Origin of the sequence: Natrinema versiforme, assembly GCF_005576615.1 — an archaeon.
Lineage (GTDB): Archaea > Halobacteriota > Halobacteria > Halobacteriales > Natrialbaceae > Natrinema > Natrinema versiforme_A.
In genome coordinates this window covers 3677188-3698851 of the sequence record NZ_CP040330.1, presented here as the reverse complement: position 1 = coordinate 3698851, position 21664 = coordinate 3677188, and the positions used below count along the sequence as shown (strand labels likewise).

The 21664-nt window shown below is 66.0% G+C and carries 20 protein-coding genes; 7 read left to right on the top strand and 13 right to left on the bottom strand.

Annotated elements, in window-relative coordinates:
* Nucleotides 1-21: 21 nt before the first annotated feature.
* From FEJ81_RS18295 to FEJ81_RS18280, 4 genes are all read right to left on the bottom strand, one after another.
* Nucleotides 22-1242 (bottom strand): MFS transporter, encoded by a 1221-nt coding sequence (locus FEJ81_RS18295; protein ID WP_138246636.1) that lies wholly within the window; start codon nucleotides 1240-1242, stop codon nucleotides 22-24.
* Nucleotides 1243-1362: 120 nt separating this feature from the next.
* A complete protein-coding gene (locus FEJ81_RS18290) occupies nucleotides 1363-1947 on the bottom strand; it encodes a diacylglycerol/polyprenol kinase family protein (RefSeq protein WP_138246635.1) in 585 nt (194 codons plus the stop codon).
* A gap of 350 nt (nucleotides 1948-2297) precedes the next feature.
* Nucleotides 2298-4076 carry a glycine--tRNA ligase gene (glyS, locus tag FEJ81_RS18285; protein ID WP_138246634.1) on the bottom strand — a complete coding sequence of 593 codons (1779 nt, stop codon included), beginning with the start codon at nucleotides 4074-4076 and terminating at the stop codon, nucleotides 2298-2300.
* A complete protein-coding gene (locus FEJ81_RS18280) occupies nucleotides 4069-4923 on the bottom strand; it encodes a CBS domain-containing protein (RefSeq protein WP_138246633.1) in 855 nt (284 codons plus the stop codon). Before FEJ81_RS18280 ends, glyS begins: the two co-directional genes overlap by 8 nt.
* A gap of 132 nt (nucleotides 4924-5055) precedes the next feature.
* Between FEJ81_RS18280 and FEJ81_RS23410 the strand changes: the two genes are divergently transcribed.
* The gene (locus FEJ81_RS23410) at nucleotides 5056-5217 is read left to right on the top strand and encodes a DUF7556 family protein (protein ID WP_175416472.1); all 162 of its coding nucleotides are present in this window, start codon (nucleotides 5056-5058) and stop codon (nucleotides 5215-5217) included.
* 237 nt (nucleotides 5218-5454) lie between these two features.
* On the top strand, nucleotides 5455-5967 hold the full coding sequence (locus FEJ81_RS18275; RefSeq protein WP_138246632.1) for a hypothetical protein: 513 nt from the start codon (nucleotides 5455-5457) through the stop codon (nucleotides 5965-5967).
* A 171-nt stretch (nucleotides 5968-6138) separates the two neighbouring features.
* On the opposite strand, the gene FEJ81_RS23405 is transcribed toward FEJ81_RS18275, so the two are convergent.
* The 6 genes from FEJ81_RS23405 to FEJ81_RS18250 form a co-directional block, all read right to left on the bottom strand.
* Nucleotides 6139-6294 (bottom strand): hypothetical protein, encoded by a 156-nt coding sequence (locus FEJ81_RS23405; protein ID WP_175416471.1) that lies wholly within the window; start codon nucleotides 6292-6294, stop codon nucleotides 6139-6141.
* Nucleotides 6295-6487: 193 nt separating this feature from the next.
* The gene (locus FEJ81_RS18270) at nucleotides 6488-7822 is read right to left on the bottom strand and encodes an ABC transporter ATP-binding protein (protein ID WP_138246631.1); all 1335 of its coding nucleotides are present in this window, start codon (nucleotides 7820-7822) and stop codon (nucleotides 6488-6490) included.
* The gene (locus FEJ81_RS18265) at nucleotides 7815-8996 is read right to left on the bottom strand and encodes an ABC transporter ATP-binding protein (RefSeq protein WP_138246630.1); all 1182 of its coding nucleotides are present in this window, start codon (nucleotides 8994-8996) and stop codon (nucleotides 7815-7817) included. Before FEJ81_RS18265 ends, FEJ81_RS18270 begins: the two co-directional genes overlap by 8 nt.
* 2 nt (nucleotides 8997-8998) lie before the next feature.
* On the bottom strand, nucleotides 8999-10033 hold the full coding sequence (locus tag FEJ81_RS18260; protein WP_138246629.1) for an ABC transporter permease: 1035 nt from the start codon (nucleotides 10031-10033) through the stop codon (nucleotides 8999-9001).
* A gap of 2 nt (nucleotides 10034-10035) precedes the next feature.
* Nucleotides 10036-11037, bottom strand: coding sequence for an ABC transporter permease (locus FEJ81_RS18255; RefSeq protein ID WP_138246628.1), 1002 nt, complete (start codon nucleotides 11035-11037; stop codon nucleotides 10036-10038).
* A 105-nt stretch (nucleotides 11038-11142) separates the two neighbouring features.
* Nucleotides 11143-12723 (bottom strand): ABC transporter substrate-binding protein, encoded by a 1581-nt coding sequence (locus FEJ81_RS18250; RefSeq protein ID WP_138246825.1) that lies wholly within the window; start codon nucleotides 12721-12723, stop codon nucleotides 11143-11145.
* A gap of 376 nt (nucleotides 12724-13099) precedes the next feature.
* Here FEJ81_RS18250 and FEJ81_RS18245 point away from each other — a divergent pair, with 376 nt between their 5' ends.
* Together FEJ81_RS18245 and FEJ81_RS18240 are read left to right on the top strand one after the other, a co-directional pair.
* On the top strand, nucleotides 13100-13519 hold the full coding sequence (locus FEJ81_RS18245) for a PPC domain-containing DNA-binding protein (RefSeq protein WP_138246627.1): 420 nt from the start codon (nucleotides 13100-13102) through the stop codon (nucleotides 13517-13519).
* Between the two features lies 1 nt (nucleotide 13520).
* On the top strand, nucleotides 13521-17162 hold the full coding sequence (locus tag FEJ81_RS18240; protein WP_138246626.1) for a DNA polymerase II large subunit: 3642 nt from the start codon (nucleotides 13521-13523) through the stop codon (nucleotides 17160-17162).
* Between the two features lie 228 nt (nucleotides 17163-17390).
* On the opposite strand, the gene FEJ81_RS18235 is transcribed toward FEJ81_RS18240, so the two are convergent.
* Nucleotides 17391-18302 carry an alpha/beta fold hydrolase gene (locus FEJ81_RS18235; RefSeq protein ID WP_138246625.1) on the bottom strand — a complete coding sequence of 304 codons (912 nt, stop codon included), beginning with the start codon at nucleotides 18300-18302 and terminating at the stop codon, nucleotides 17391-17393.
* Between the two features lie 315 nt (nucleotides 18303-18617).
* On the opposite strand from FEJ81_RS18235, the gene FEJ81_RS18230 reads away from it, so the two are divergent.
* On the top strand, nucleotides 18618-18956 hold the full coding sequence (locus FEJ81_RS18230) for a DUF7130 family rubredoxin-like protein (RefSeq protein ID WP_138246624.1): 339 nt from the start codon (nucleotides 18618-18620) through the stop codon (nucleotides 18954-18956).
* 276 nt (nucleotides 18957-19232) lie between these two features.
* Nucleotides 19233-20141, top strand: a complete 909-nt coding sequence (locus FEJ81_RS18225; RefSeq protein ID WP_138246623.1) for a ketopantoate reductase family protein — start codon at nucleotides 19233-19235, stop codon at nucleotides 20139-20141.
* 118 nt (nucleotides 20142-20259) lie between these two features.
* Here FEJ81_RS18225 and FEJ81_RS18220 read toward each other — a convergent pair whose 3' ends face one another.
* Both FEJ81_RS18220 and FEJ81_RS18215 read right to left on the bottom strand, forming a co-directional pair.
* Nucleotides 20260-20625 carry a NifU family protein gene (locus tag FEJ81_RS18220; RefSeq protein ID WP_138246622.1) on the bottom strand — a complete coding sequence of 122 codons (366 nt, stop codon included), beginning with the start codon at nucleotides 20623-20625 and terminating at the stop codon, nucleotides 20260-20262.
* A 95-nt stretch (nucleotides 20626-20720) separates the two neighbouring features.
* On the bottom strand, nucleotides 20721-21038 hold the full coding sequence (locus tag FEJ81_RS18215) for a DUF5783 family protein (protein WP_138246621.1): 318 nt from the start codon (nucleotides 21036-21038) through the stop codon (nucleotides 20721-20723).
* Nucleotides 21039-21255: 217 nt separating this feature from the next.
* Here FEJ81_RS18215 and FEJ81_RS18210 point away from each other — a divergent pair, with 217 nt between their 5' ends.
* Entirely contained in the window at nucleotides 21256-21645 is a 390-nt protein-coding gene (locus FEJ81_RS18210) for a hypothetical protein (protein WP_138246620.1), read from the top strand.
* Nucleotides 21646-21664: the final 19 nt, after the last annotated feature.

The following is a 21664-nucleotide window of genomic DNA, read 5'->3' as shown; positions in this document are numbered from 1 at the left end:
CCCATCTGAACCCCGCCGTGGTCACTGCTCCGAGAGCGGCGGGAGCCACCATGTCAACGCCACCGCGACGGCGACGAACCCGGCCAGCACGAGATACGCCTCGTCGAAGTAGCCCCGATCGGCGAGCGCGCCGAACAGCACCGGGCTCATCGCCCCGACGGTCATGTAGACGGTCCGCAGGAAGCCCAGCCCCGTCCCCTGCATGTCCGCCGGGAACGCCGCGGTCATGTACGGCAGCGTGATCGTCCCGTAGCCGAGGATGCTCGAGAGGAAGGCGGTCCCGACGACCACGGGCCAGAATCCCTCGAGGAAGGGGAGCGCGACCAGCGACGCGGCGGCGACGCCCAGCACGGGCGGCAGCGCTTTCCGAATCCCGAACCGGTCGTACAGTCGCCCCGTCAGCGGCTGGACGAGGATACCGGTCGCGAAAAACGCGCTGAACAGCCCGGTCGCGACCCCCTCCGAAAACCCCTTGCCCTCGATCAGATAGGTCGGGTAGAAGCCCGTAAACGACTGCCAGACGCAGTAGGTCAGGATCTGGATCGCGGCCACGGTGACGATTTCGGGTCGGCGGAGCTCCCTGCCGACGTAGCGGACCGTCTCGAGGGAGACGCTGTCGACGGCACTTTCCGCGCTCGAGGTGCGCCCGGGGACGGCGAGCCGGAGTCCGATCGCCACGAGCACGAACGCTGGCACCGCGAGGCCGAAGCCGTACTGCCACGCGAACGCCGAGGCGAGGCCGCCGGCGGCGAGCGGCAGGAGCGTGTTACCGGCCTGTCCGGCCGCCATCGTCACGCCGATCGCGGTGCCGTCGTTGTCGGGATAGATATCCGAGAGCGTCGTAAAGCGGGCGACGCCGTACAGCGCCGTTCCGAACCCGAACGCGCCGGTCGCGACGTACACCACGGGCGCGGAGCCGGCGACGGCAACCAGCCCGAGCGTCACCGCTGAGATCACCGTGCTCGCGACGAGGACGTTCCCCTCGCCGAACCGGTCGGCGAGCAGCCCGCCCGGAAGCTGTCCCAGCGCGTAGCAGAGCCAGAGGGCGGTCAGCAGGAAGCCGGCCGTCGTCAGGTCGAGCCCGTACGCGTCTCGGAGATACGGCAACAAGACGGGGTAGGCGAGTCGAACGCCGATCGAGAGAAACCAGCCGGCGGCGACGGCGATCAGAATGCCGCTGCGGTCGTCGGTCACGACCGATCGCACGGTCGCCAACCGGTTGCGCGTTCCCAGTAGAGACACGAGTAGATTCACCCGTTCGTCGGCGACGGCCTTGAGCGGCCCAGAACGGTACGGCCTTGCCGATATCGGAACCGGCCAGCTTGATCCGCGGTGATCTCCCGACTCGAGCTCGGCTCGGGCCTACACCGGCGCGAACTCGAGTGCGAGAAACGCCAGACAGGCGGCGTAGATCGGGATCGTCAGGTTGTCGTCGACGATGTAGGTCCGGATCTCGAGGGTGATGCCGTCGGCCAGCGTCGCGCCGAGGGCGGCGACCAGCGCCGCCACAACGGGCAGGAACGGGATCGCGATCACCGTCGACACGAGGAACATCGTGCCGAGCACCTTCGGCGGCTTGACTCGCTTGAGCGTGTTGTCCGAGACCGTGCCGCTGATCGGGTCGCCAAGCGCGAGCATCAACATCGCAGGGAGGGCGATATCCGGCTCGAAGACTACCACGACGGCGGCCATGCTGATCAGGTACAGCGCGTAGGCGGCGGGGTTGTCCTGCTCGTACTCGCGGGTGAGCACGTCGTAGAGCCGCCAGTCGAGCCCGACCCGGAGCCGCAGGAACTCGAGGACGAGCGCGCCGGTCGCGAGGACGAGCATGAGAGCCTGAAACCGGGCCCACGTGAGCCCGAGCTCGAGATAATTGGCGAGCAGATAGAGGGCGACCAGTCCCGAACCGCTGGCGTGGACGAGTCGCCGCTTCAGTTCGTCGGCCATCATATCGTGCCTCGAGAGAGGTGACCTTCAGTCCGTCGATCAGTTTCGACCTTTTACGCTGTCGTTCGAGAGAGCTTCGCTCTCTCGTGATCACGAGACGGCTCCGCCGTCTCGAACGACGGTCTGCCGCGCTGACGGCAGCGTAGCTGCCGCACAGCGCGGCGTCCCTCGGTAAAAGGTCGATCAAAAGCACTCCTCCCTCCGTTCACTCGCTGACTCGCGGTTTCACCGCTCGTCCGTTCGCGGCGCGTAGCGCCGCGCAACCGCTCGCTCACATCAGTCGTCGGCCCGCTCGCTCGGCCTACGGCCTCGCTCACGGTCGTAATCGGTGACCTCCGCGGCGAAACGGCCTACAGCTCCTCGAACTCGAGGTCGCCAGCCCGGATCGCCGACAGCGTCTCGGCGAGGTCGTCGATCGGCAGCCGTTTCTGGTCGGTCGAGTCGCGCTCGCGGACTGTGACGCCGCCGTCCTCCTGTTCGATGCTCTCGAAGTCCACCGTCACGCAGAAGGGCGTCCCGACCTCGTCCTGCCGGCGGTAGCGCCGGCCGATGTTGCCCGACTCGTCGTAGGTGACCGACAGCCCGGCCTCTCGCAGTTCCGCCGCGATCGCTTCAGCTTCGGCCTCGAGTTCGTCGTCGGTCTGGAGCGGGAAGACGCCGACGAAGGTGGGGGCGACTTCGGGCTCGAGTTCGAGGAAGGTTCGGTCTTCGCCGGCGACTTCGTCCTCGCGGTAGGCGTGGTGGAGGACGGTGTAGACGAGCCGATCCACGCCGAAGGAGGGTTCGACGACGTGGGGCGTGATGTGCTCGCCGGCCTCGGTCTGTTCCTCGACCGCGAAGCCGGTCTTTTCGACGGGGATTTCGTGGCTCTCGCCCTCGAGGTCGATCTCCACCGTCTCGCCGTCGAATGCGGAGCGATCGCGGGCCGCGAGGGCCTCGAGTTCGTCGACTACCGCTTGAGCGTCGCCGCCGAACTCCGGGCCGAGGTAGCTCATGTCGGGGTCGACGGTGGCGCGCTCGACGGTCTTGGGTTCGTCGTACTGCCGGAAGACGGTAAAGCGGTCGCCGGAGTGTTCGGCGTGTTTCGAGAGGTCGTAATCGCTCCGGTAGGCGAAGCCGGCCATCTCGATCCAGTTGCCGTCGATCTCGCTCTCGGCGTCCCAACAGTCCGCGGCGTAGTGGGCGCGTTCCCCCGAGAGGTGCTGGCGGAACCGGAACCGGTCCATGTCCACGCCGACCGCCTCGTACCACGGCTTCGCGACGCCGAGGAAGTAGGCGACCCACGGGCTGGTGATGACGCCCTCCTCGACGGCCTCGCCGATCGTCGTCTCGATCTCCTCGCCGTCGTTGGCGTTTTGCTCGCTGGCAGGGTACAGCGTCACCTCGACGTCTTCGACCGCCTCGAGGTCGGGTTCGTCTTCCTCGGGGTCGATGAAGTACTCGAGTTCGGCCTGTGTGAACTCGCGGGTGCGGATGATCGAGCGCCGGGGACTGATCTCGTTGCGATACGCGCGGCCGATCTGGGTCACGCCGAAGGGGAGCTGGTTGCGCGCGTACTCCTTGAGCCGGGGGAACTCGACGAAGATGCCCTGTGCGGTCTCGGGGCGCATGTAGCCGGGGTCGGAGTCGCCGGGGCCGATGTTCGTCGCGAACATGAGGTTGAAGGTCTCGACGGCCTGGCCCGCGAGCCCCGCGCCGCAGTTCGGGCAGACGAGTTCGTACTCGGCGATGACCTCCTCGACCTCGGGGATGGGGAGGGTCTCGGCGTCCTCGTACTCCGTATTGTCCTCGACGACGTGGTCCGCGCGGTGGCTCTCGCCGCACTCCGGACACTCGACGAGCATGTCGTCGAAGCCCTCGAGGTGGCCCGAGGCCTCGAAGACGGGTTCGGGCATGATCGTCGGCGCGTCGATCTCCATGTTGCCCTCCGCGACCGCGAAGCGGTCCCGCCACGCGTCCTCGACGTTGCCCTTCAGGGCCGCCCCCTGCGGGCCGAAGGTGTAGAAACCGCCGACGCCGCCGTACGCGCCCGACGACTGGAAGAAGTAGCCGCGCCGCTTGGCCAGTTCAACCAGTTTCTCGCTCGTCGGCTCCGCCTCGCCCGCGTCCGCCTGTGGGTCGTCACTCATACAGCGCCTCCAGTAGATCGACGTCACAGACGATGCCGACCAGTTCCTCGCCCGTGACCAGCGGAATCTGTTCGATGTCGTTGCTGATCATTCGCTGTGCGGCCTCCTGGACCGTCGTGTCCGCCGCGACCGTCACCACGTCGTCGCTCATGAACCCCCGGACCGGCCCCGCCGGGATCTCGATGTCCCGCGTGGGGAGATAGCGGCTGCCGACGGCCTTGATCCCCTCCCACGACCACTCGTCGTCCTGATCGCCGAAATTGTCGCCCGTCTCCTCTTCGCCCTCGACGATGCGAGCGACCTCGAGGATGTCGACTTCCGTGAGGACGCCGCTCATCCGGCCGTCGTCGTCCAGCGCGACGGTGTAGGGGACGTTCGCGTAGGAGAGTTCCCGCTCGGCGACGGGCAGGGGCGTGCCCTCGTAGGTCGTGTTCACGTCCTCGCTCGCGTAGGAGTCGACGGTGCCCTCGGTCGCCTGATCGCCGGCCGCGATCGCGTGAATCACGTCCGTCACCGTGATGATGCCCTCGAATTCCCCGTCCACGACCGGCACGCGGCGTGCCCCTTCCTCGACCATCGTCCGCGCGACGTCCTCGAGCGCGGTCCCGGCGGTCGTCGTCGGAACGTCCTCCTCCATCAGCATGACAAGCTGGTCCTCGTCGGGCTGGTCGATGAGCGTCTCCCGGGAGATCAGCCCCCGGTACTCGAGGCCGTCGTCGGTCGCTTTGACGACCGGGACGGACGAGAACGACTGTTCTTGGATGTACTCGAGGACGTCCGAGCGGGTCCCCGGCAGGTCGGCGGTCACCACGTCTTCGCGGGGCGTCATCGCGTCGGCTACGTTCATATCCCCATGGTACGGCGAAAATGAGTATAAACCCAGTGTTTCACACCCGGTATCGGTTCGATTTCCGATCGGTATCGCGAGTGGACAGTCAAATTCGATGAATTTATATGTAGGTGGGTGTCACTCTCTCACATGGCGACGAACCCCCACGCCATGATGTCCGACGACACGATCGTCGGTTCGATCGATTCGACGGCCGCGAGCGACGAGTACGTCATTGCGGATATCTCCGCGGACGGTGCATGGATGTCCATGCAGGCGGACGACGCACCGACGCTACCGGCCTGGCGATAACTGGGGGTGGGAAATGGGATCGTTCTGCAACGAGTCCGGTCGCGACTCCCGTCGCGGCCGGCAACGGCATACCGACAGTCGCTGCTGACGCCCGCGCGGTCCACCGTTCGTCCGTGCCGGGCGACTGGACGGCTCTAATTACCGGACGGATCACGGCGTCGGCGTCCTCGAGCCGGCGGTTCTCACTGCGGTATGTCACACCCTACCGTTTAGTACGCCGCGCTGGTCGTTTCCCTTATGGGACGGTCTCGACCGCGACGGGGAACGGACGCCTCGAGCGACGAGTTCGGATTCGATCGCGACGCGTCCCGACCGTCCGTCGTCACGTTCCTCGCCGCGCTGGTCCCGGCGGCGCTCGCTCGACGAGCCGTTTCCGTCTCCGTCGCGACCGATCAGGGTGTCTACGAGCGCGACGAACCCGTCGAAATTACCGCCGAATTCAAGAATCGACTCCCGGTGCCCGTCGAACTACCCACGGCCGGACAGCGCCGCTGGGGCTGGCGCGTCGACGGCGATCTCGAGGCCAGCGACGAGCGCCGCTACACCCGCAGTCGGCCCGCGACGTTCGACTTCCGCGGCGGCGAGCGAAAGCGCGTCTCGGTGACGTGGAACGGCCGCCTCGAGCGGACGGCCGACGGGCGACACGAGTCCGTGGTTCCGGAACCGGGCGAGTACGAGATTCGAGCGTTCGTCGCGACGCGAGAAAAGCGGGCTCGGCCCGGCGATTCAACGACGATTACGATCCGCTAACGGGTCGAACGTGGTGTACGGAAGAACGGATCTCGGTCGGAAGCGGGGGCGGACCATCCCCGGACAACCGCTGCGTGGCGTCCGCAACTCGCCGTGTGATTTCGAGCCCCGATTTCGACGGGGGCAACCGGTGGCATCCGGTCGATACGGTCTGGGTGGCTCCGCGCCGGCTTATCCGGTCAGGAACCCGCCGGGAGAGACCTGCGTCGCGGGGCGGCCGTCATCGCTCGTCTGAACGCCCGAGAACGACGGCGAGTGTTCGATCGTTCGCTGTACCTTCGCGCCGAATTTCGTGTGTGCTGCCAGAACGGCGAGTATCTTACTCATACACGAGTTAATAGTTGCGGCAGCCTTGTAAGCCTTTTTGCGATGATAATCCGTGTTGGATAATCGCCGATCGGACCATTAGCGAACGACTCTCACGATCTCGTTGTGTGATGCGATCTCTCGGTCGAACACCGCCAGAAACGTGTTCAGTTCCTCGAGGTGAAATCGGTCTCTCCGCGGCGCTCGCCGGCTCTCACCGGTGGAGGTGACAGGCCGCGAAATGGGTCCCGTCGCCGCGATCGGACTCGAGTTCGTAGGCCGGTCGCTCGCGCGCACAGATGCTTTCCTCGGCGAAAGAGTCGAGCAGGAGGTCGGTCGCCGCTTCCCAGCGGTCGGAGTCGTCGTCGGCCTCGCGACCGGCCCCGCCGTCGGTCGCGACGAGGTCGATCGCCTCCTCGACGATCGATCCCGCCTCGCCCCGCGGCAGAACTCCGTCGAAGAACTCGGCCTCGATCCGGGCGGCCGACATCGACTCGAACGACCGCCGCTTGACCGCTCGCATGAACGCTCGCGTCTGCGCCCATTTCCCCTCGCCCCAGTCGTACGCGTCGGGGGCGATCAGTCGCGGACACCGCGTCCGGAACCGACACCCCGAGGGCGGATCGACCGGGCTCGGTACCTCGCCCTCGAGCACGCCGCGCGCGCCGTTCTCCCGCGGGTCGGGGACGGGGATCGACTCGAGCAGGGCGCGAGTGTAGGGATGTTGTGGGTTCTCGAACAGCTCTTCTTTCTCGGCGAGCTCGACGATGTGACCGAGGTACATCACCGCCACGCGGTCGGAGATGTGGCGGATCACGGAGAGGTCGTGGGCGATGAAGAGGTAGGTCAGCCCGAACTCGTCTTGGAGTTCGTCCATCGTGTTCAGCACCTGCGCCTGAATGGAGACGTCCAGCGCGGAGACGGGCTCGTCACAGACGACGAAATCGGGGTCGACCGACAGCGCCCGCGCGAGGTTGATCCGCTGGCGCTGCCCGCCGGAGAAGGCGTGTGGATGGCGGTTGTAGTGGCGCGGATCGAGCCCGACCTTCTCGAGGAGGTCCTTCGCCCGGGCCTCCCGGCCCTCGTCGTCGAGCAGCCCGTGGGCCCGCATCGGCTCCTCAATGATCTGGCCGACCTTCATCCGCGGATCGAGCGAGGACTGGGGGTCCTGAAAGATCATCTGCATGTCCGAGCGGGTCCGCCGGAGTTCCTCGCCGCTCAGGTCCGCCAGATTCTCCCCCTTGAAGTAGATGTCCCCCTCGGTGGGCTCGAGCAGGCGCAGGATCGTCCGCCCGAGCGTGCTCTTCCCGCAGCCGGACTCGCCGACGAGCCCGAGCGTCTCGCCGGGCCGCACCTCGAGGGAGACGTCGTCGACCGCCTTGACGTGTTCCCGATCGACGCTGATCGGCGGGAACGTATCCGGATCGAACTGCAGGCCCGCGAGCAGTCCCGACTCCTGCGAGAAGTACTTCGTGACGCCCTCGAGTTCGAGCAGCGGCCCCTCCCGGTCGTACCTGCGCTCCTCGTCCAACCGAATGCCGCTACTCACGGCTCCCACCCCCGCTGTCGTCGCCGGTCGGGTTGGCCGCGAGTTCCGAGTCCGCGCCCGAGTCGCCGCTCCCCTCGTCTCTCACGGTCGACTCGCCGCCGTCGGCCCCCTCGAGCGGCGGGCTCTCGTCGTAACCCACGTCGAAGGCGTCGTGTTGCACGCAGGCCGCGCGGTGGGGTTCACCGCCGGCGTCGTCGACCACCTTCGCTTCCGGGTGGACCCGCTTGCATACCTCCCGCGCGTCGGGACAGCGCGGATGGAACCGACAGCCCGACGGCGGGTTGATTGCTTCGGGCATGACCCCCTCGATCGCCTCGAGTTCCGTGACGGTCCGATCGGGGCGAGGGATCGAGTCCAGCAGGGCGTCCGTGTAGGGGTGTTTGGTGTCGTAGAACAGTTCGTCCACCGGCGCTTGCTCGACGATCTCGCCGAGATACATCACGTTCACCCGGTCGCAGATCTCGGCGACGACGCCCAGATCGTGGGTGACCCAGATGAAGCTCGTCCCGTACTTCGCTTGGAGGTCGTCGACCAGATCGAGGATCTGGCCCTCGACGGTGACATCGAGGGCCGTCGTCGGCTCGTCGGCGATGATGAGGCTGGGCTCGCAGGCCAGCGCCATCGCGATGAGCACGCGCTGGCGCATCCCGCCGGAGAACTGGTGTGGGTACTCCTCGTAGCGCTCCTCGGGGTCGGGGATGCCGACCTCCCGGAGCATGTCGATCGCCTCCGCTTTGGCCTCGTCTTCGGCCAGTCCGCGGTTGAGTTCGATGAACTCCCGCAGTTGGCCGCCGACGGTGAAGACCGGGTTGAGCGACTCCATCGGGTCCTGAAAGATTACCGCGATCTCGTTGCCCCGGATTCGGGTCCGTATCTCCTCGTTCGAGAGCATGTCGTCTCGTTCCCGGAGTTCGCCGTCCGGCCCCTCCTCGAGGCCGAAGAGGGTCTCGCCCCGGTAGGTGATCTCGCCGGCGACGATCTCGCCGGGGTTCTCGACGAGACGAAGCAGGCTCATCGAGGCGACCGATTTGCCGGCCCCGCTCTCGCCGACGAGGCCGACGATTTCGCCCTCGCGGACCTCGAAGGAGATGCCGTCGACTGCGCGTACTGTACCGGCTTCGGTGAAGAACTGGGTCTTGAGGTTCTCGACGCGGAGTAGTGGTTCGGAACTCATTGTTAGTCGTCGATTCGCGGGTCGAGGGCGTCCTGCAGGCCGTCGCCGAACAGGTTGAAGCCCATGATGGTGATCATGATCGCGATACCCGGCCAGATCGAGAGCCAGACGTTCGAGTGCATGTAGCCGTGTGCGATGTTGAGCATCTGGCCCCAGTCGGGGGTCGGCGGCTGTGCGCCGTAGCCCAAAAAGGAGAGCCCGGCGACGATGAGGATCGTCACGCCGATCTGGAGCGTCGCGTACACCAGCACCGGCGCGAAGCTGTTCGGCACGACGTGGCGCATGATGATGTGTCGGTCCTTCACGCCGGCCGCCCGCGCCGCCTCGATGTAGTCCATCTCGCGGATGCTCAGGACCCGGCTCCGGATGATGCGGGCGAAGACCGGCACGAACGTGATCCCGACGCCGAGTACGGCGTACCAGATGTTCGCCCCGCCGACGAAGACGGTGAAGACGATGATGAGGATCAGCGGCGGGATCGAGTAGACCGTCTCGACGGCTCGCATCAGGATGTCGTCGGCTCGCCCGCCGTAGTAGCCGGCGACGGCACCGATGACCGTCCCGCCGGCGAGCCCGATGAACGTCGAGACGAGCCCGACGAACACCGACACCTGCGTGCCGTAGACGATCCGCGTGAAGTAGTCTCGTCCGGTGTGGTCCGTACCGAGGGGATGCTCGAGCGTGCCGCCCGCGGGCAGCGGGTTCCACGCCTGCTCGGCGAGCGGGAAGTACGGCGGCATGTGCTGTGTCCCCTCGCCCGGCGGCGGGATGTGGGTCGGGTGATCGAAGATCGGCAGCAGTCGCGCGAACGTGAAGTCCGACAGGAGCCCGAACGTGAGCAGGGAGAGGTTGCTGTCCACAACGGCGTAGATCGCGACGAACAGCACGAGCGTCACGACGTACAGCCCCCAGCGGGCCGTCGTGTCCCGTTTGATCCGCGCGACGGTGTAGCGCCAGCCGACGCGGGCCTCCACTTCCTCCTCGTCCTCGGACGCCGGTTCTCGGCCGCTCTCGAACTGTGATTCACTGACTGCCATGGTTACTCTCGCTCACCGTAGGTGACTCGCGGGTCGACGTACGCGTAGGAGATGTCGGTGATGATGACGCCGATCACGAACAGGAACCCGAGCATCATCGTGATCCCCATCACGAGCTGGTAGTCGTTCGTCGAGATCGCGTTGACGAACAGCCGGCCCATCCCGTTGATGTTGAACACCGTCTCGACCAGCACCGCGCCGCCGATCGCCGTCGACAGGTTCAGTCCGACGATGGTGATGATCGGGAGCTGGGCGACGTTGAAGGCGTGCTTTCGCAGGATCGTCCGCTCCGGTACGCCGTAGGCGCGAGCCAACTTGACGTACTCGCCCTGCAGCGACTCGATCATCTGGGTGCGCTCGACGCGCATGATCGTCGCCATCTGTAAGGTCCCCAGCGCGATCATCGGCAACAGGAGGTGTCTGGCCGACTCGTAGTAGAGCTCGAGGTGACCGTCGATCCCCCGGTAGGAACCCGGCGGCCGCCACGGGTAGATGAGCCCGCTCGAGGGGAGCCAGCCGAGTGTGACCGCGAAGATCAGGATCAGGACGATGCCGATCCAGAACGACGGGGTGCTGACGCCGACGAGCGCGGCGATCCGCGAGACGTGATCGGTCGGCTCGTTCCGCCGGTTGGCGGCGATGATCCCGAGCGGGATCGCCGTCGCCAGCGCGAACGCGTAGGCTGACAGGACCAACAGGAGCGTCGGCCCGATCCGGTTCACCATCAGGTCGGCGACCGGTCGCTGGTGGTGGATGCTCTGTCCGAAATCGCCCTGAAGCAGGCCACCCATGTAGGTCAGGTACCGCTCGTGGAGCGGCCTGTCGAGGCCGTACCGCCGCTCGATCGTCCGGACCAGTTCCTCGCTGTGTTCCTGTCCCTGCAACATCAGACTGACCGGGTCGCCCGGCCCCAGATTCGCCAGCAGGAACGTGATGACGGAGATCCCGATCAGGACGGGGATCGCCTGCAGGAGCCTGTATATCGTGTACTTGAGTAGTTTCATCGGTTCGCGAGTCGGGTTGTCGTCTCGTCGCTACGCTCGGACCACTTCGGACCGTCCGTCGGATCGATTCGCCGACCGCCGAACTCGACCCAACGGTCGGTGTGCTCACTCCATCGACACGTTCGCGTGATCGGCGATGAGGTCCGGGTTTCGCGTGACCTCCGGGTGCGCTTGGAGGTCCTGGACGTAGTCACGGGACGCCATCGTGTTGTCCTGCGTGAACGCCGGAAGCGCCGGCAGTTCCTCGACGATCTCCCGGATGACGGGTTCGTAGAGGTCGTATCGTTCGTCCTGATCGGCCGAGTTACGCGCCTGCGCGATGTCGTCGTGGAAGCCGTCGCTGCCCTCGTAGAAGTGGCCCTGATTGACCTCTGCTTGGCTCTCGTGGAAGAGCGAATAGAGGTAGAAATCGGGGTCCGGGCCGCCGGTCCAGCCCAGCAGGTACATCTGGTAGTCGTCCGCGCTGCCGGTCGTGTACGTGTCGACCAGCGTCGCGAAGTCGAGCACTTGGACGTCCGCCCCGTAGCCGATCTCGTCCAGCCGAGTGGCGATCCGCTCGGCGAGTTGCGCCCGGATCCCCTCCGGGGTGATGATCGTCGGCTCGAAGCCGTCGGGCGCGTGTTCCTCGAGCAGCGACTGGGCCTGGTCGGGATCGTAGTCGGGGAGGAGGTCCTGATACTCGTCCGCGGGGAAGCCCCAGACCTCGTTGACGACCGGCGGGATCGGGCTGTACATCGGCGAGGTCACGTTCGCGCCGTTGGACTCGATGAAGTCCTGCATCGAGAACGAGTGGGCGATCCCCCGCCGCACGTCAGTGTTGGTCGTCGGCCCTTCGTTGCAGTTAAACGCCATGTACATGAACGTCGGGCTCTCCGCCGAGTGGAGGGTCACGCCGTCCTCGCCCTCGAGGACGTCCCAGTCGTCGTTTGGAATGCCCGCGATGGCGTCGGTGTTCTCCGAGCGGATGTCGGAGACGCGGCCGGCCTCGTCGTCGTGGGCCTCGAAGCGGACCCGCTCGAGGTTCGGGTCCAGGTCGCCCCAGTAGTCGTCCCACCGCTCGATCTCGACGTACTCGTTTTCCTGCAGTTCGGCGAAGGTGAACGGCCCCGACCCCACGGGGTCCGTGTTGAACGCGTCGCGGTCGTCGGTCCGGACCGATTCGGGGACCACGGTCACGCCCATCGTCTGGAGTTCGAACGGGCCGTACGGATCCTCGCCGAGGTCGACTTGCAGCTGATAGTCGTCGACGACCTCGGTGCTCTCGATCATGTCGTACTCGGCGGCGTTTTCGGTCTCCTCCTCGACGGGCGCGGTAAACGAGTGTGCCACGTCGGTGGCGGTCACGTCGTCGCCGTTGTGGAACTCCGCGGCTTCTTCGATCTCGAAGATGTACCGGGTGCCGTCGCGCTCGACGGTCGGCTCGCCCGTCGCGAGATTCGGCTGGAGCTCGAGGCCCTCGTCGAACTCGTAGAGCCCGTCGAAGACGAGCTGTATCACCTGAAAGCTGTAGGCGTCGTTCGAGATGACGGGGTCGAACTGCTCCTCGCGCGACTGCTCTTGCGTGAAGTGGAACGCTTCGCCGTCGCCGCTGCCGCCCCCACCGATACACCCTGCGACCACTGCCGCGGAGACGGCGGCCCCCGAAGCGAGGAGTCGCCGCCGCGTCGTTGACTGATTGGACACCATCCTGATGTGTGGTAGCATCCCACCTATTTTGGTATCAACAGGGTAAAACGTGCAAATCGCTTTTTACTGCTCGATAATGAATTCGTACTCTCTCGTGTGAGATCGATTTCTGTACACTAATGCGTCATACTGTACATATTAGCCGATTTCTCTCGCGGCCGAGCGACCGCCGGTCGATTATATAACTGGCTACTAGTTGTACTAGTGACTATTGTGCGTGAGATCGAGGCCGCCTCTCCGGGCACCTGCCCCGAACTCGCGTCGCGCGCAGTCGCTCGCAACGGCGGGCAACCCGACACTGCCGCGATCGACCGCGCTGCACTCGGCCGCGGCGCGACCGGTGGGCTTTTTCTGCCGGCCGTCACAGTAGATGCGTATGAACTACCGAGCCGTCGAAACCACCGAGGAGTACGTCGCCACCCTCGAGCACGGTGCCGACTGGCGGGCCGAGATCGAGTCGCTCGCGGACGAGGTCGAGGCCGACGCCGCCTGGTTTACCGCGCTCGGCGCGGTCCAAGACGCCGAACTCTGGTTCTACGATCAAGAGGAGTGCGAGTACTACCCGATCGAGTTCGACGAGCCGCTCGAGGTCGCGAGTTGCGTCGGGAACGTCTCGCGGCTCGACGACGAGCGCTTCGCCCACACGCACGCGGTCCTCTCGGACGACGAGGGAACCGCCTACGCCGGCCACCTGAACGAGGCCACCGTCTGGGCCGGCGAGGTCCACATGCGCGTCTTCGAGGAGCCCCTCGAGCGCGAGTACGACGAGACCACCGAACTGGACCTCTGGCTCTGATATGCGGCCGGAAGACGAACGGTACTTCGAGGGGCTCGAGGACCAGCTCGACGAGGCCTTAGACGTCGCCGAGCGAGCCAAAGAACGGGGCGGCGATCCGAAACCCGAGGTCGAGATCCCGGTCGCCAAGGACATGGCCGACCGCGTCGAGAACATCCTCGGGATCGAGGGCGTCGCCGAGCGAGTCCGCGAACTCGAGGGGCAGATGAGCCGCGAGGAGGCCGCCCTCGAACTCGCGGAGGACTTCGCCGAGGGGCGCGTCGGCGACTACGAGACGAAAGCGGGCAAGGTCGAGGGTGCGGTCCGCACTGCGGTCGCGCTCCTGACCGAGGGCGTCGTCGCAGCGCCCATCGAGGGGATCGACAGGGTCGAAATCCTCGAGAACGACGACGGGACGGAGTTCGTCAACGTCTACTACGCCGGCCCGATCCGCTCGGCCGGCGGGACCGCACAGGCCCTCTCGGTGCTCGTGGCCGACTACACGCGCGCGCTGGTCGGCATCGAACAGTACAACATCCGCCAAGAGGAGGTCGAACGCTACGCCGAGGAGATCGCCCTCTACGACAAGGAAACGGGGCTCCAGTACTGTCCCAAGGCCAAGGAGGCCAAGTTCATCGCCAAACACCTCCCGATCATGCTCGACGGGGAGGCCACCGGCGACGAGGAGGTTTCGGGCTTCCGTGACCTCGAGCGGGTCGACACCAACAGCGCCCGCGGCGGGATGTGTCTCGTCCTCGGCGAGGGGATCGCGCTGAAAGCACCGAAGATCCAGCGCTACACCCGCAACTTAGACGAGGTCGACTGGCCGTGGCTGCAGGACCTCATCGACGGCAACTACTACGACGACGAGGACGACGCCGCGGACGACACCGATGATGCCGACGCCGACGACACGGACGAGGAGGCTGCGGAGAGCGACGAAGACGAAGTTGCGGAGGACGATGCCGACGGCGACGCGGACGAACCCGACGGCCCGCCCCGCGTCGAAACCTCCGAGAAGTTCCTCCGGGACCTGATCGCCGGCCGCCCCGTCTTCTCTCACCCCTGCGCGAGGGGCGGTTTTCGGCTCCGCTACGGCCGAGCGCGAAACCACGGCTTCGCGACTGCGGGCGTCCACCCCGCCGCGATGCATCTGGTCGACGACTTCCTCGCGACGGGCACGCAGATCAAGACCGAACGCCCCGGGAAGGCCGCCGGCGTCGTCCCCGTCGACTCGCTGGAGGGGCCGACGGTCAAACTCGCCAACGGCGACGTTCGGCGGATCGACGACCCCGAAGACGCCCTCGAGATTCGAAACGGCGTCGAGGCGATCCTCGACCTCGGCGAGTACCTCGTCAACTACGGCGAGTTCGTCGAGAACAACCACCCGCTCGCACCCGCCTCCTACACCTACGAGTGGTGGGTACAGGACCTCGACGCCGCGGGCGCGGACGTTCAGGCCCTCGAGGACGACCCCCGGATCGACCTCGAGTTCCCCGACCCCGAGGAAGCCGTAGCGTGGGCCACCGAGTACGACGCGCCGCTCCACCCCGAGTATACCTCCCTCTGGCACGACATCTCCGTCGACGCGTTCCGGTCGCTGGCCGCGGCCGTCGCGGACGGCCGGATCGAGGGGGACCTCGAGGGCGACTCGACGCTCATCCTCGAGTACAGCGACCCCGTCCGCGAGGCCCTCGAGCGGATCGTCCTCGAGCACCGCCAGCGGCCGGACGAGGACCGCATCGAAATCGACGACTGGCGGCCGTTCGTCCGCACGGTCGGCTGCGAACCGCGACGCACCGCCGCCGACGGCGCGGCACTCGAGCCCGAGGCCCGCGAGCCCGCCGTCGAACTCGAGCGCACGTGGGCCGACGCCGACCTCTCCGAGCGCGCCCGAACGTGGGGCCACGAGGCCGAGGGCGACAACGCCATCGAGGCGGTCAACGAGGTCGCGCCGTTTCAGGTGCGCGAACGCGCCCCGACGCGCGTCGGCAACCGAATGGGGCGACCGGAGAAGTCCGAGCGCCGCGACCTGAGCCCGCCGGTCCACACGCTGTTCCCGATCGGCGAGGCCGGCGGCGCACAGCGCAACGTCGCCGACGCCGCCAAACACGCCGAGACGATGTCCGATACCCCCGGCGTCGTCGAACTGCAGATCGGCCGCCAACGCTGTGAGTCCTGTGGCACCGAGACCTTCAAGAACCGCTGTCCGGACTGTGACGCCCGGACGACGCCGGACTACCGCTGTCCCGACTGCGATCAGCGCCTCGAGCCCGACGAGGCCGGTCGCGTCGAGTGCGACCACTGCGAGCGCGAGGGGACCTGCGTCGAACCCCGCGAGATCGATGTCCACGAGGAGTACCGCGACGCCCTCGAGTCGGTCGGCGAGCGCGAGAACGCCTTCGAGATTCTGAAAGGCGTCAAGGGACTCACGTCGTCGACCAAGATCCCCGAACCCATCGAGAAGGGGATCCTGCGCGCGAAACACGACGTTTCCTCGTTCAAGGACGGCACCGTCCGCTACGACATGACCGACCTGCCGGTCACGTCGGTCCGGGCGAGCGAACTCGACATCGACGTCGGCCAACTCCAGGCGCTCGGCTACGAGGAGGACATCCACGGCGAACCGCTGACCCACGAGGACCAGCTCGTGGAGCTGAAAGTGCAGGACATCGTCCTCTCGGACGGCGCCGCCGAGCATATGCTCCAGACCGCCGACTTCATCGACGACCTGTTGGAGCAGTACTACGGCCTCGAGCCGTTCTACGAGTTCGAGGACCGGCAAGAGCTGGTCGGCGAACTCGTCTTCGGGATGGCGCCCCACACGTCGGCGGCAACTGTCGGGAGAGTGATTGGTTTCACGAGCGCGGCGGTCGGATACGCGCATCCGTACTTTCACGCCGCTAAACGGCGGAACTGCGACGGTGACGAAGATTGTGTTATGCTTCTTCTCGACGGACTTCTCAACTTCAGTAAGTCCTTCCTCCCCGACCAGCGCGGGGGGAAGATGGACGCCCCGCTGGTCATGTCCTCCCGCATCGACCCCTCCGAGATCGACGACGAGGCCCACAACATGGACGTCGTCTCGCAGTACCCCCGCGAGTTCTACCTCGCAACCCGCGAGCAGGCCGACCCGGAGGACGTCGATGTCGAGATCGCCGAGGACACGCTGGGCACCGACACGGAGTACACCGGTTTCGAGCACACCCACGACACCACCGACATCGCGATGGGGCCCGACCTCTCGGCGTACAAGACGCTCGGCTCGATGATGGACAAAATGGACGCCCAGCTCGAGCTCTCGCGCAAACTTGCGGCCGTCGACGAAACGGACGTGGCCGAGCGGGTCATCGAGTACCACTTCCTGCCGGACCTGATCGGCAACCTGCGGGCCTTCTCCCGGCAGGAGACGCGCTGTCTCGACTGCGGCGAGAAGTTCCGGCGGATGCCCCTGACCGGCGACTGCCGGGAGTGTGGCGGCCGCGTCAACCTCACCGTCCACAAGGGGTCGGTGAACAAGTACATGCAAACCGCGATCCAGGTCGCCGAGGAGTACGACTGCCGGGACTACACGAAACAGCGGTTAGAGGTCCTCGAGCGCTCGCTCGAGAGTATCTTCGAGAACGATAAGAACAAGCAGAGTGGGATCGAGGATTTCATGTAGGAAATTTTGCCCTGCGGGCGCGGCTTCGCTGCGCCCTCGGCAAAATTTCCATCAAAAGCACTCCTCCTTCCGTTCGCTCGCGGTGCTCGCTTACATCAGTCGTCGGCCCGCTCGCTCCCTGCGGTCGCTCGCGGCAGATTCGGTGAACTGCCTGCCCTCCCCCGGATCGCACGGCTCTCGCGTTGCTCGAGCCGTGCTCCCGGCCGAACACAGATGAGACGAACGAAACTAGTCGCCGCTGGCTCGAGTCACGCCGGGCATTCCGTCCTTGGTGTACTGCGGCATCGGCGCATCCTGCGGGTCCGGCAGCCACTCGCGGAGCCGCTCGTTGAACCGCTCGGGTCGCTCTCGAGGCGTCCAGTGGCCGCAGTCGTCGATCAGTTCCAGTTCGCTGTTCGGAATCTTCTCCGCCGCGCGGATCGACCACTCGACGGGGACCAGCGGGTCCTGTTTCCCGTGGACGAGCAGCGTCGGGACCGACAGCGACTCGAGGTCGTCGACGAAGTTCGTCGCGACGCGGCCGCTGAAGGAGAGTTCGTTGTCCTGAAACGCCTTGAACGCCTGTATCGAGCCCGGCTCCATCAGCTTTCGTCTGGCGTCGTCGACGAAGCGATCGGGCAACGCGTCGGCGTCTGCGACGAGCGAATCGAGGACCATGCGGACGCTCCTCGTCGTGGTACTGGCGGCGATCTTCCCGAATTCGGTCATTCCGGGGACCTGTGAGAGGGTCTTCCAGGCGAGGGCGCTGGGCAGCCGCCCGCCGAGCCCGTAGCTGTCGACGAGCGCGAGTCGCTCGACGCGGTCCGGGTGCTCGAGCGCGTAGCCGAGGGCGACGCCGCCGCCCATCGAGATGCCGGCCAGCGAGACGCGCTCGAAGGGGAGCGTCTCGAGGAAGCCCTCGAGGATGTCGACGTACGTCTCGACGGAGTGTGTGACATCTCCCGTGCTGTTCCCGTACTCCGGCCAGTCGAGCGCGTAGACTCGATAGTCGTCCGCGAGGGCGTCGATAGTGTGTCGCCACGAGACGGTCGCGTCGTCGATACCGGCACCGTGACAGAGGACGACGGGCGGACCGCTCGTCCCCGCCCGCCGGTAGGCGATCCGACAGTCGCCGACGGGAGCGATACCGGTCCCGCTCATGATCGAATCACGTCATCGTTGGAACGGCCTGCATCCGTATTAGCACACGGATTGCGACTGAGGGGTGTGTCGGGCGGGACGATACTGAGACGAACTATCATAGCACGTGTCTCTCCGAAGACTGTATATTGTTTTCTATTACCACGATGAGAGCTATCATACTCTCGGAGTCCGAGAGACAGCTCATGTGTGCGCTCACGGTATCGACAGACTCCCTCATCTGAAAGCTCCTCTATCGCGCGACTCACACCCTCGAGCGGCCGCTCGCACAATGCGCGCTGTGTCTTTATCGACGTTGCTGGCGTGGACGTTCCCATGGTCGAGACTGGCGAGACACCGACGAAGGAGGGTGACGAGGAGGCCCTCGAGGCGATAGAACACCTCAATTTCGGACAGACGGTCTACGACGAGGACGGGAACGAAATCGGACGCATTCGCGGCTTCGAACAGAGCGGCTTCTTCGTTACCACTCGCGAGGGAGCCGAGGCGATGAGCGTCGAGCACGCCCGTTCGGGCCACGAATTCGGCGAGGCCCACTTGATGTGGCGCTGTATGGAGTGCGGCGAAATGGGCGACATCGAGGGCGGTCTCCCCGACGAATGTCCGAACTGCGACACGCAGCGGGAAAATCTGATGTACTGGACCGAGGACTGACTCGAGGCGGCATCGACCGATCAGTTCGGTGCTCACCCTCACCCACCAATTCTATATATCGAAATAGGATTTATTCTCGCTCGCGGCGTCGATTCGTGCGGGCAATTCGCACGCTCCGCGAGCAGCGACGATTGGGGCTCGAGACGGACACTGTAACCGAAGACGGGCGACACCGGCCTCGAGGACCTGTGTACGGATCGAGGACTGAGCACGGCCGCCTGCCTTCCCGACTCCCAGACGACAACCGTTTTTATTCCGCTCGTTCCACCTCGAGCCATGGACATCGTCGTGTTCGGCGCGGGGAGTCTCGGCAGTCTCGTCGGCGGGCTGCTCGCGCGCGAACACGCGGTCACGCTCGTCGCTCGAGCGGCCCACGCCGACGCCGTTCGCGAGTCGGGACTGCGCCTCGACGGGGTCGGGGACGAGTATCCCGACCGCGTGTTTCCGGCGGCGACGACCGACGGAACGGGTCTCGAGGCGGACCTCGCGATCGTGGCGGTCAAATCGTTTGACACCGCCGCGGCCGCGGAGGCGCTCGCGACAGGGTCGTTCGAGGCCGTGCTCTCGCTGCAGAACGGGATGGGAAACGAGGCGACGCTCGCGGCGCGACTCGAGGCCCCGGTCCTCGCCGGCACGGCGACCTACGGCGCGATCCTGCGGGAACCGGGCGTCGTCGACTGTACCGGCGTCGGCGAAGTCGTGCTGGGCGCTCGGGACGGCGGCCCCTCGGACACCGCGGATCGGGTCGGCGAGGCGTTCGCGACCGCCGGCCTCGAGACGACCGTCGCCGACGACATGCCCCGCCGCCTGTGGGAGAAACTCGCGGTCAACGCGGCGATCAACCCGGTGACGGCCCTGACCGCGACGGAAAACGGTGCCGTCCTCGCGGAGCCGGCCACTGACCTCGCCCGTAGCGCCGCCCGCGAGACGGCACGCGTCGCTCGCGCCTGCGACGTTACCCTGTCGGACCGCGACGCGCTGGCCGCGATGGAAGGGGTCGCCGAGGCGACGGCCGCCAACACGTCCTCCATGCGCCAAGACGTGCTGGCCGACCGCCGGACCGAGATTGACGCAATCAACGGCTACGTCGTCGACCGCGCGGCCGATCACGTCCTCGAGGTACCGACGAATCAGATACTCGCGGCGCTGGTCAGGACCTGGGAACGCGGTCGAGACGTGCGGTGATCCGTCTTCGCTTCTCGCGGCGATCAGAGACTGAGCGACCGAAGTCGGTCACACCCGGCGCCGGTGCTATGCGGCTAAAATAGCAAAACCGTCGGTTCGGAACCGCGCGGACGAGGCGTTAGAACGGTGCTTCCGGGCCTTCGTCGGCTTCGCCGCCGTCGTCGTCGACGGTCTCGCCGGGGAAGGAGGGGCTCATGCCGTCCATCTCCTCTTCACCGCCGTCCATGCCGGTGGAGGCGTTGACCTTCTCGACCTCGGGGATTTCCTTGACCATTCGGCTCTTGATCGCCTGAATCGTCATCGGCGAGATACCGCAGCCACTGCACGCGCCACCGAGGGCGATGCTGACTTCACCGGTCTCGCGATCGATATCCTGAATCGCCGCGCTGCCGCCGTGCATCTGAATCTGCGGGAAGTTCCGTCGCAGGAAGTTCGTCACGCGGTCCTCGAGGTCGTCCCCGTCGTTCTGGGTCTCGGTGCTCATAGAAATGCATTGGGTATCAGCCCCCCTAAACCTTCCGTCCTCCATGTTCGGCTGCCGGCGACCGCGACGCGCGGACGGACGAATCGGTTTTCGGATTACTGGAACCCGAAGACGCGCTGCAGTTCGCTTTCGATCTCCTCGACGTGGGTCTCGAGTACCGTTTCGAACCGGTCTTCCTCGACGAGCACGCCAGAGACCCGTCCGTAGGGGTCGTCGGGGAGTTCGACGCGGAACTCGCCGTCCCCTTCGTAGAACGGCTCGCTCTCGTTGAGGACTTGCTGGTCGATCGCGTGGACCAGCTCGGAGTCGTATTGGTCGTTCATACGGTTGAACGCGTTCTTGTACGCCTGCTGCAGTTCGGGGAAGTAGTTGGCGTACTTGTCCTCGAACTTCTCGGGATCGAAGTCGGCCATACCGTAGTCCAACGGTAGCGACACTAAAAGTCGGACGATTGCCCCCGCTCGGTGGGTCCTCTTCCGGATCGATCAGCTCTGGTAGGATCGCGTTGCGTTCGGACCCGACTCGCGGCTCGGAGACGTAACACACAGTTGATGCTGTAGGGGATCCCTATATAGGAGCGTGCGCTTGCAAGCGGAACGGACACTCCCGTTCTGGGCGATATCGACGCACATGGCTGCTGATCAGGACCCCATTCCGCGCGAGGCGTTGCCGCCGAGATGGGGGCTCGCCGAACTCCGAAACGATCGGTTCACCTATCGTCACAGCCGGCCGCCGATCGAACTGATAGCGGAGGCGACCATCGCCGACCGATCCCACCCGGGTCTGGGCATCTGTCGGTGCTGGGAGCTCCGATATCGGTACTTCCTCGCGGACCGGACGATCACCGAGTCGATCGGCCGCGTCTCGACGCAACGGGCCGCCGTCGACGGCCTGCTCGACTGTATGCACCGCATTCACGACACCGTCTCGGCGGCCGACGACGCACTCGAGGTGGGCGAAGTACTCGACAGCGTCTCCCTCACCGATCTCGTTCCGAACGGCCTCTCCCGGCCGAAATAGTGCCGACGGCACCTCGATA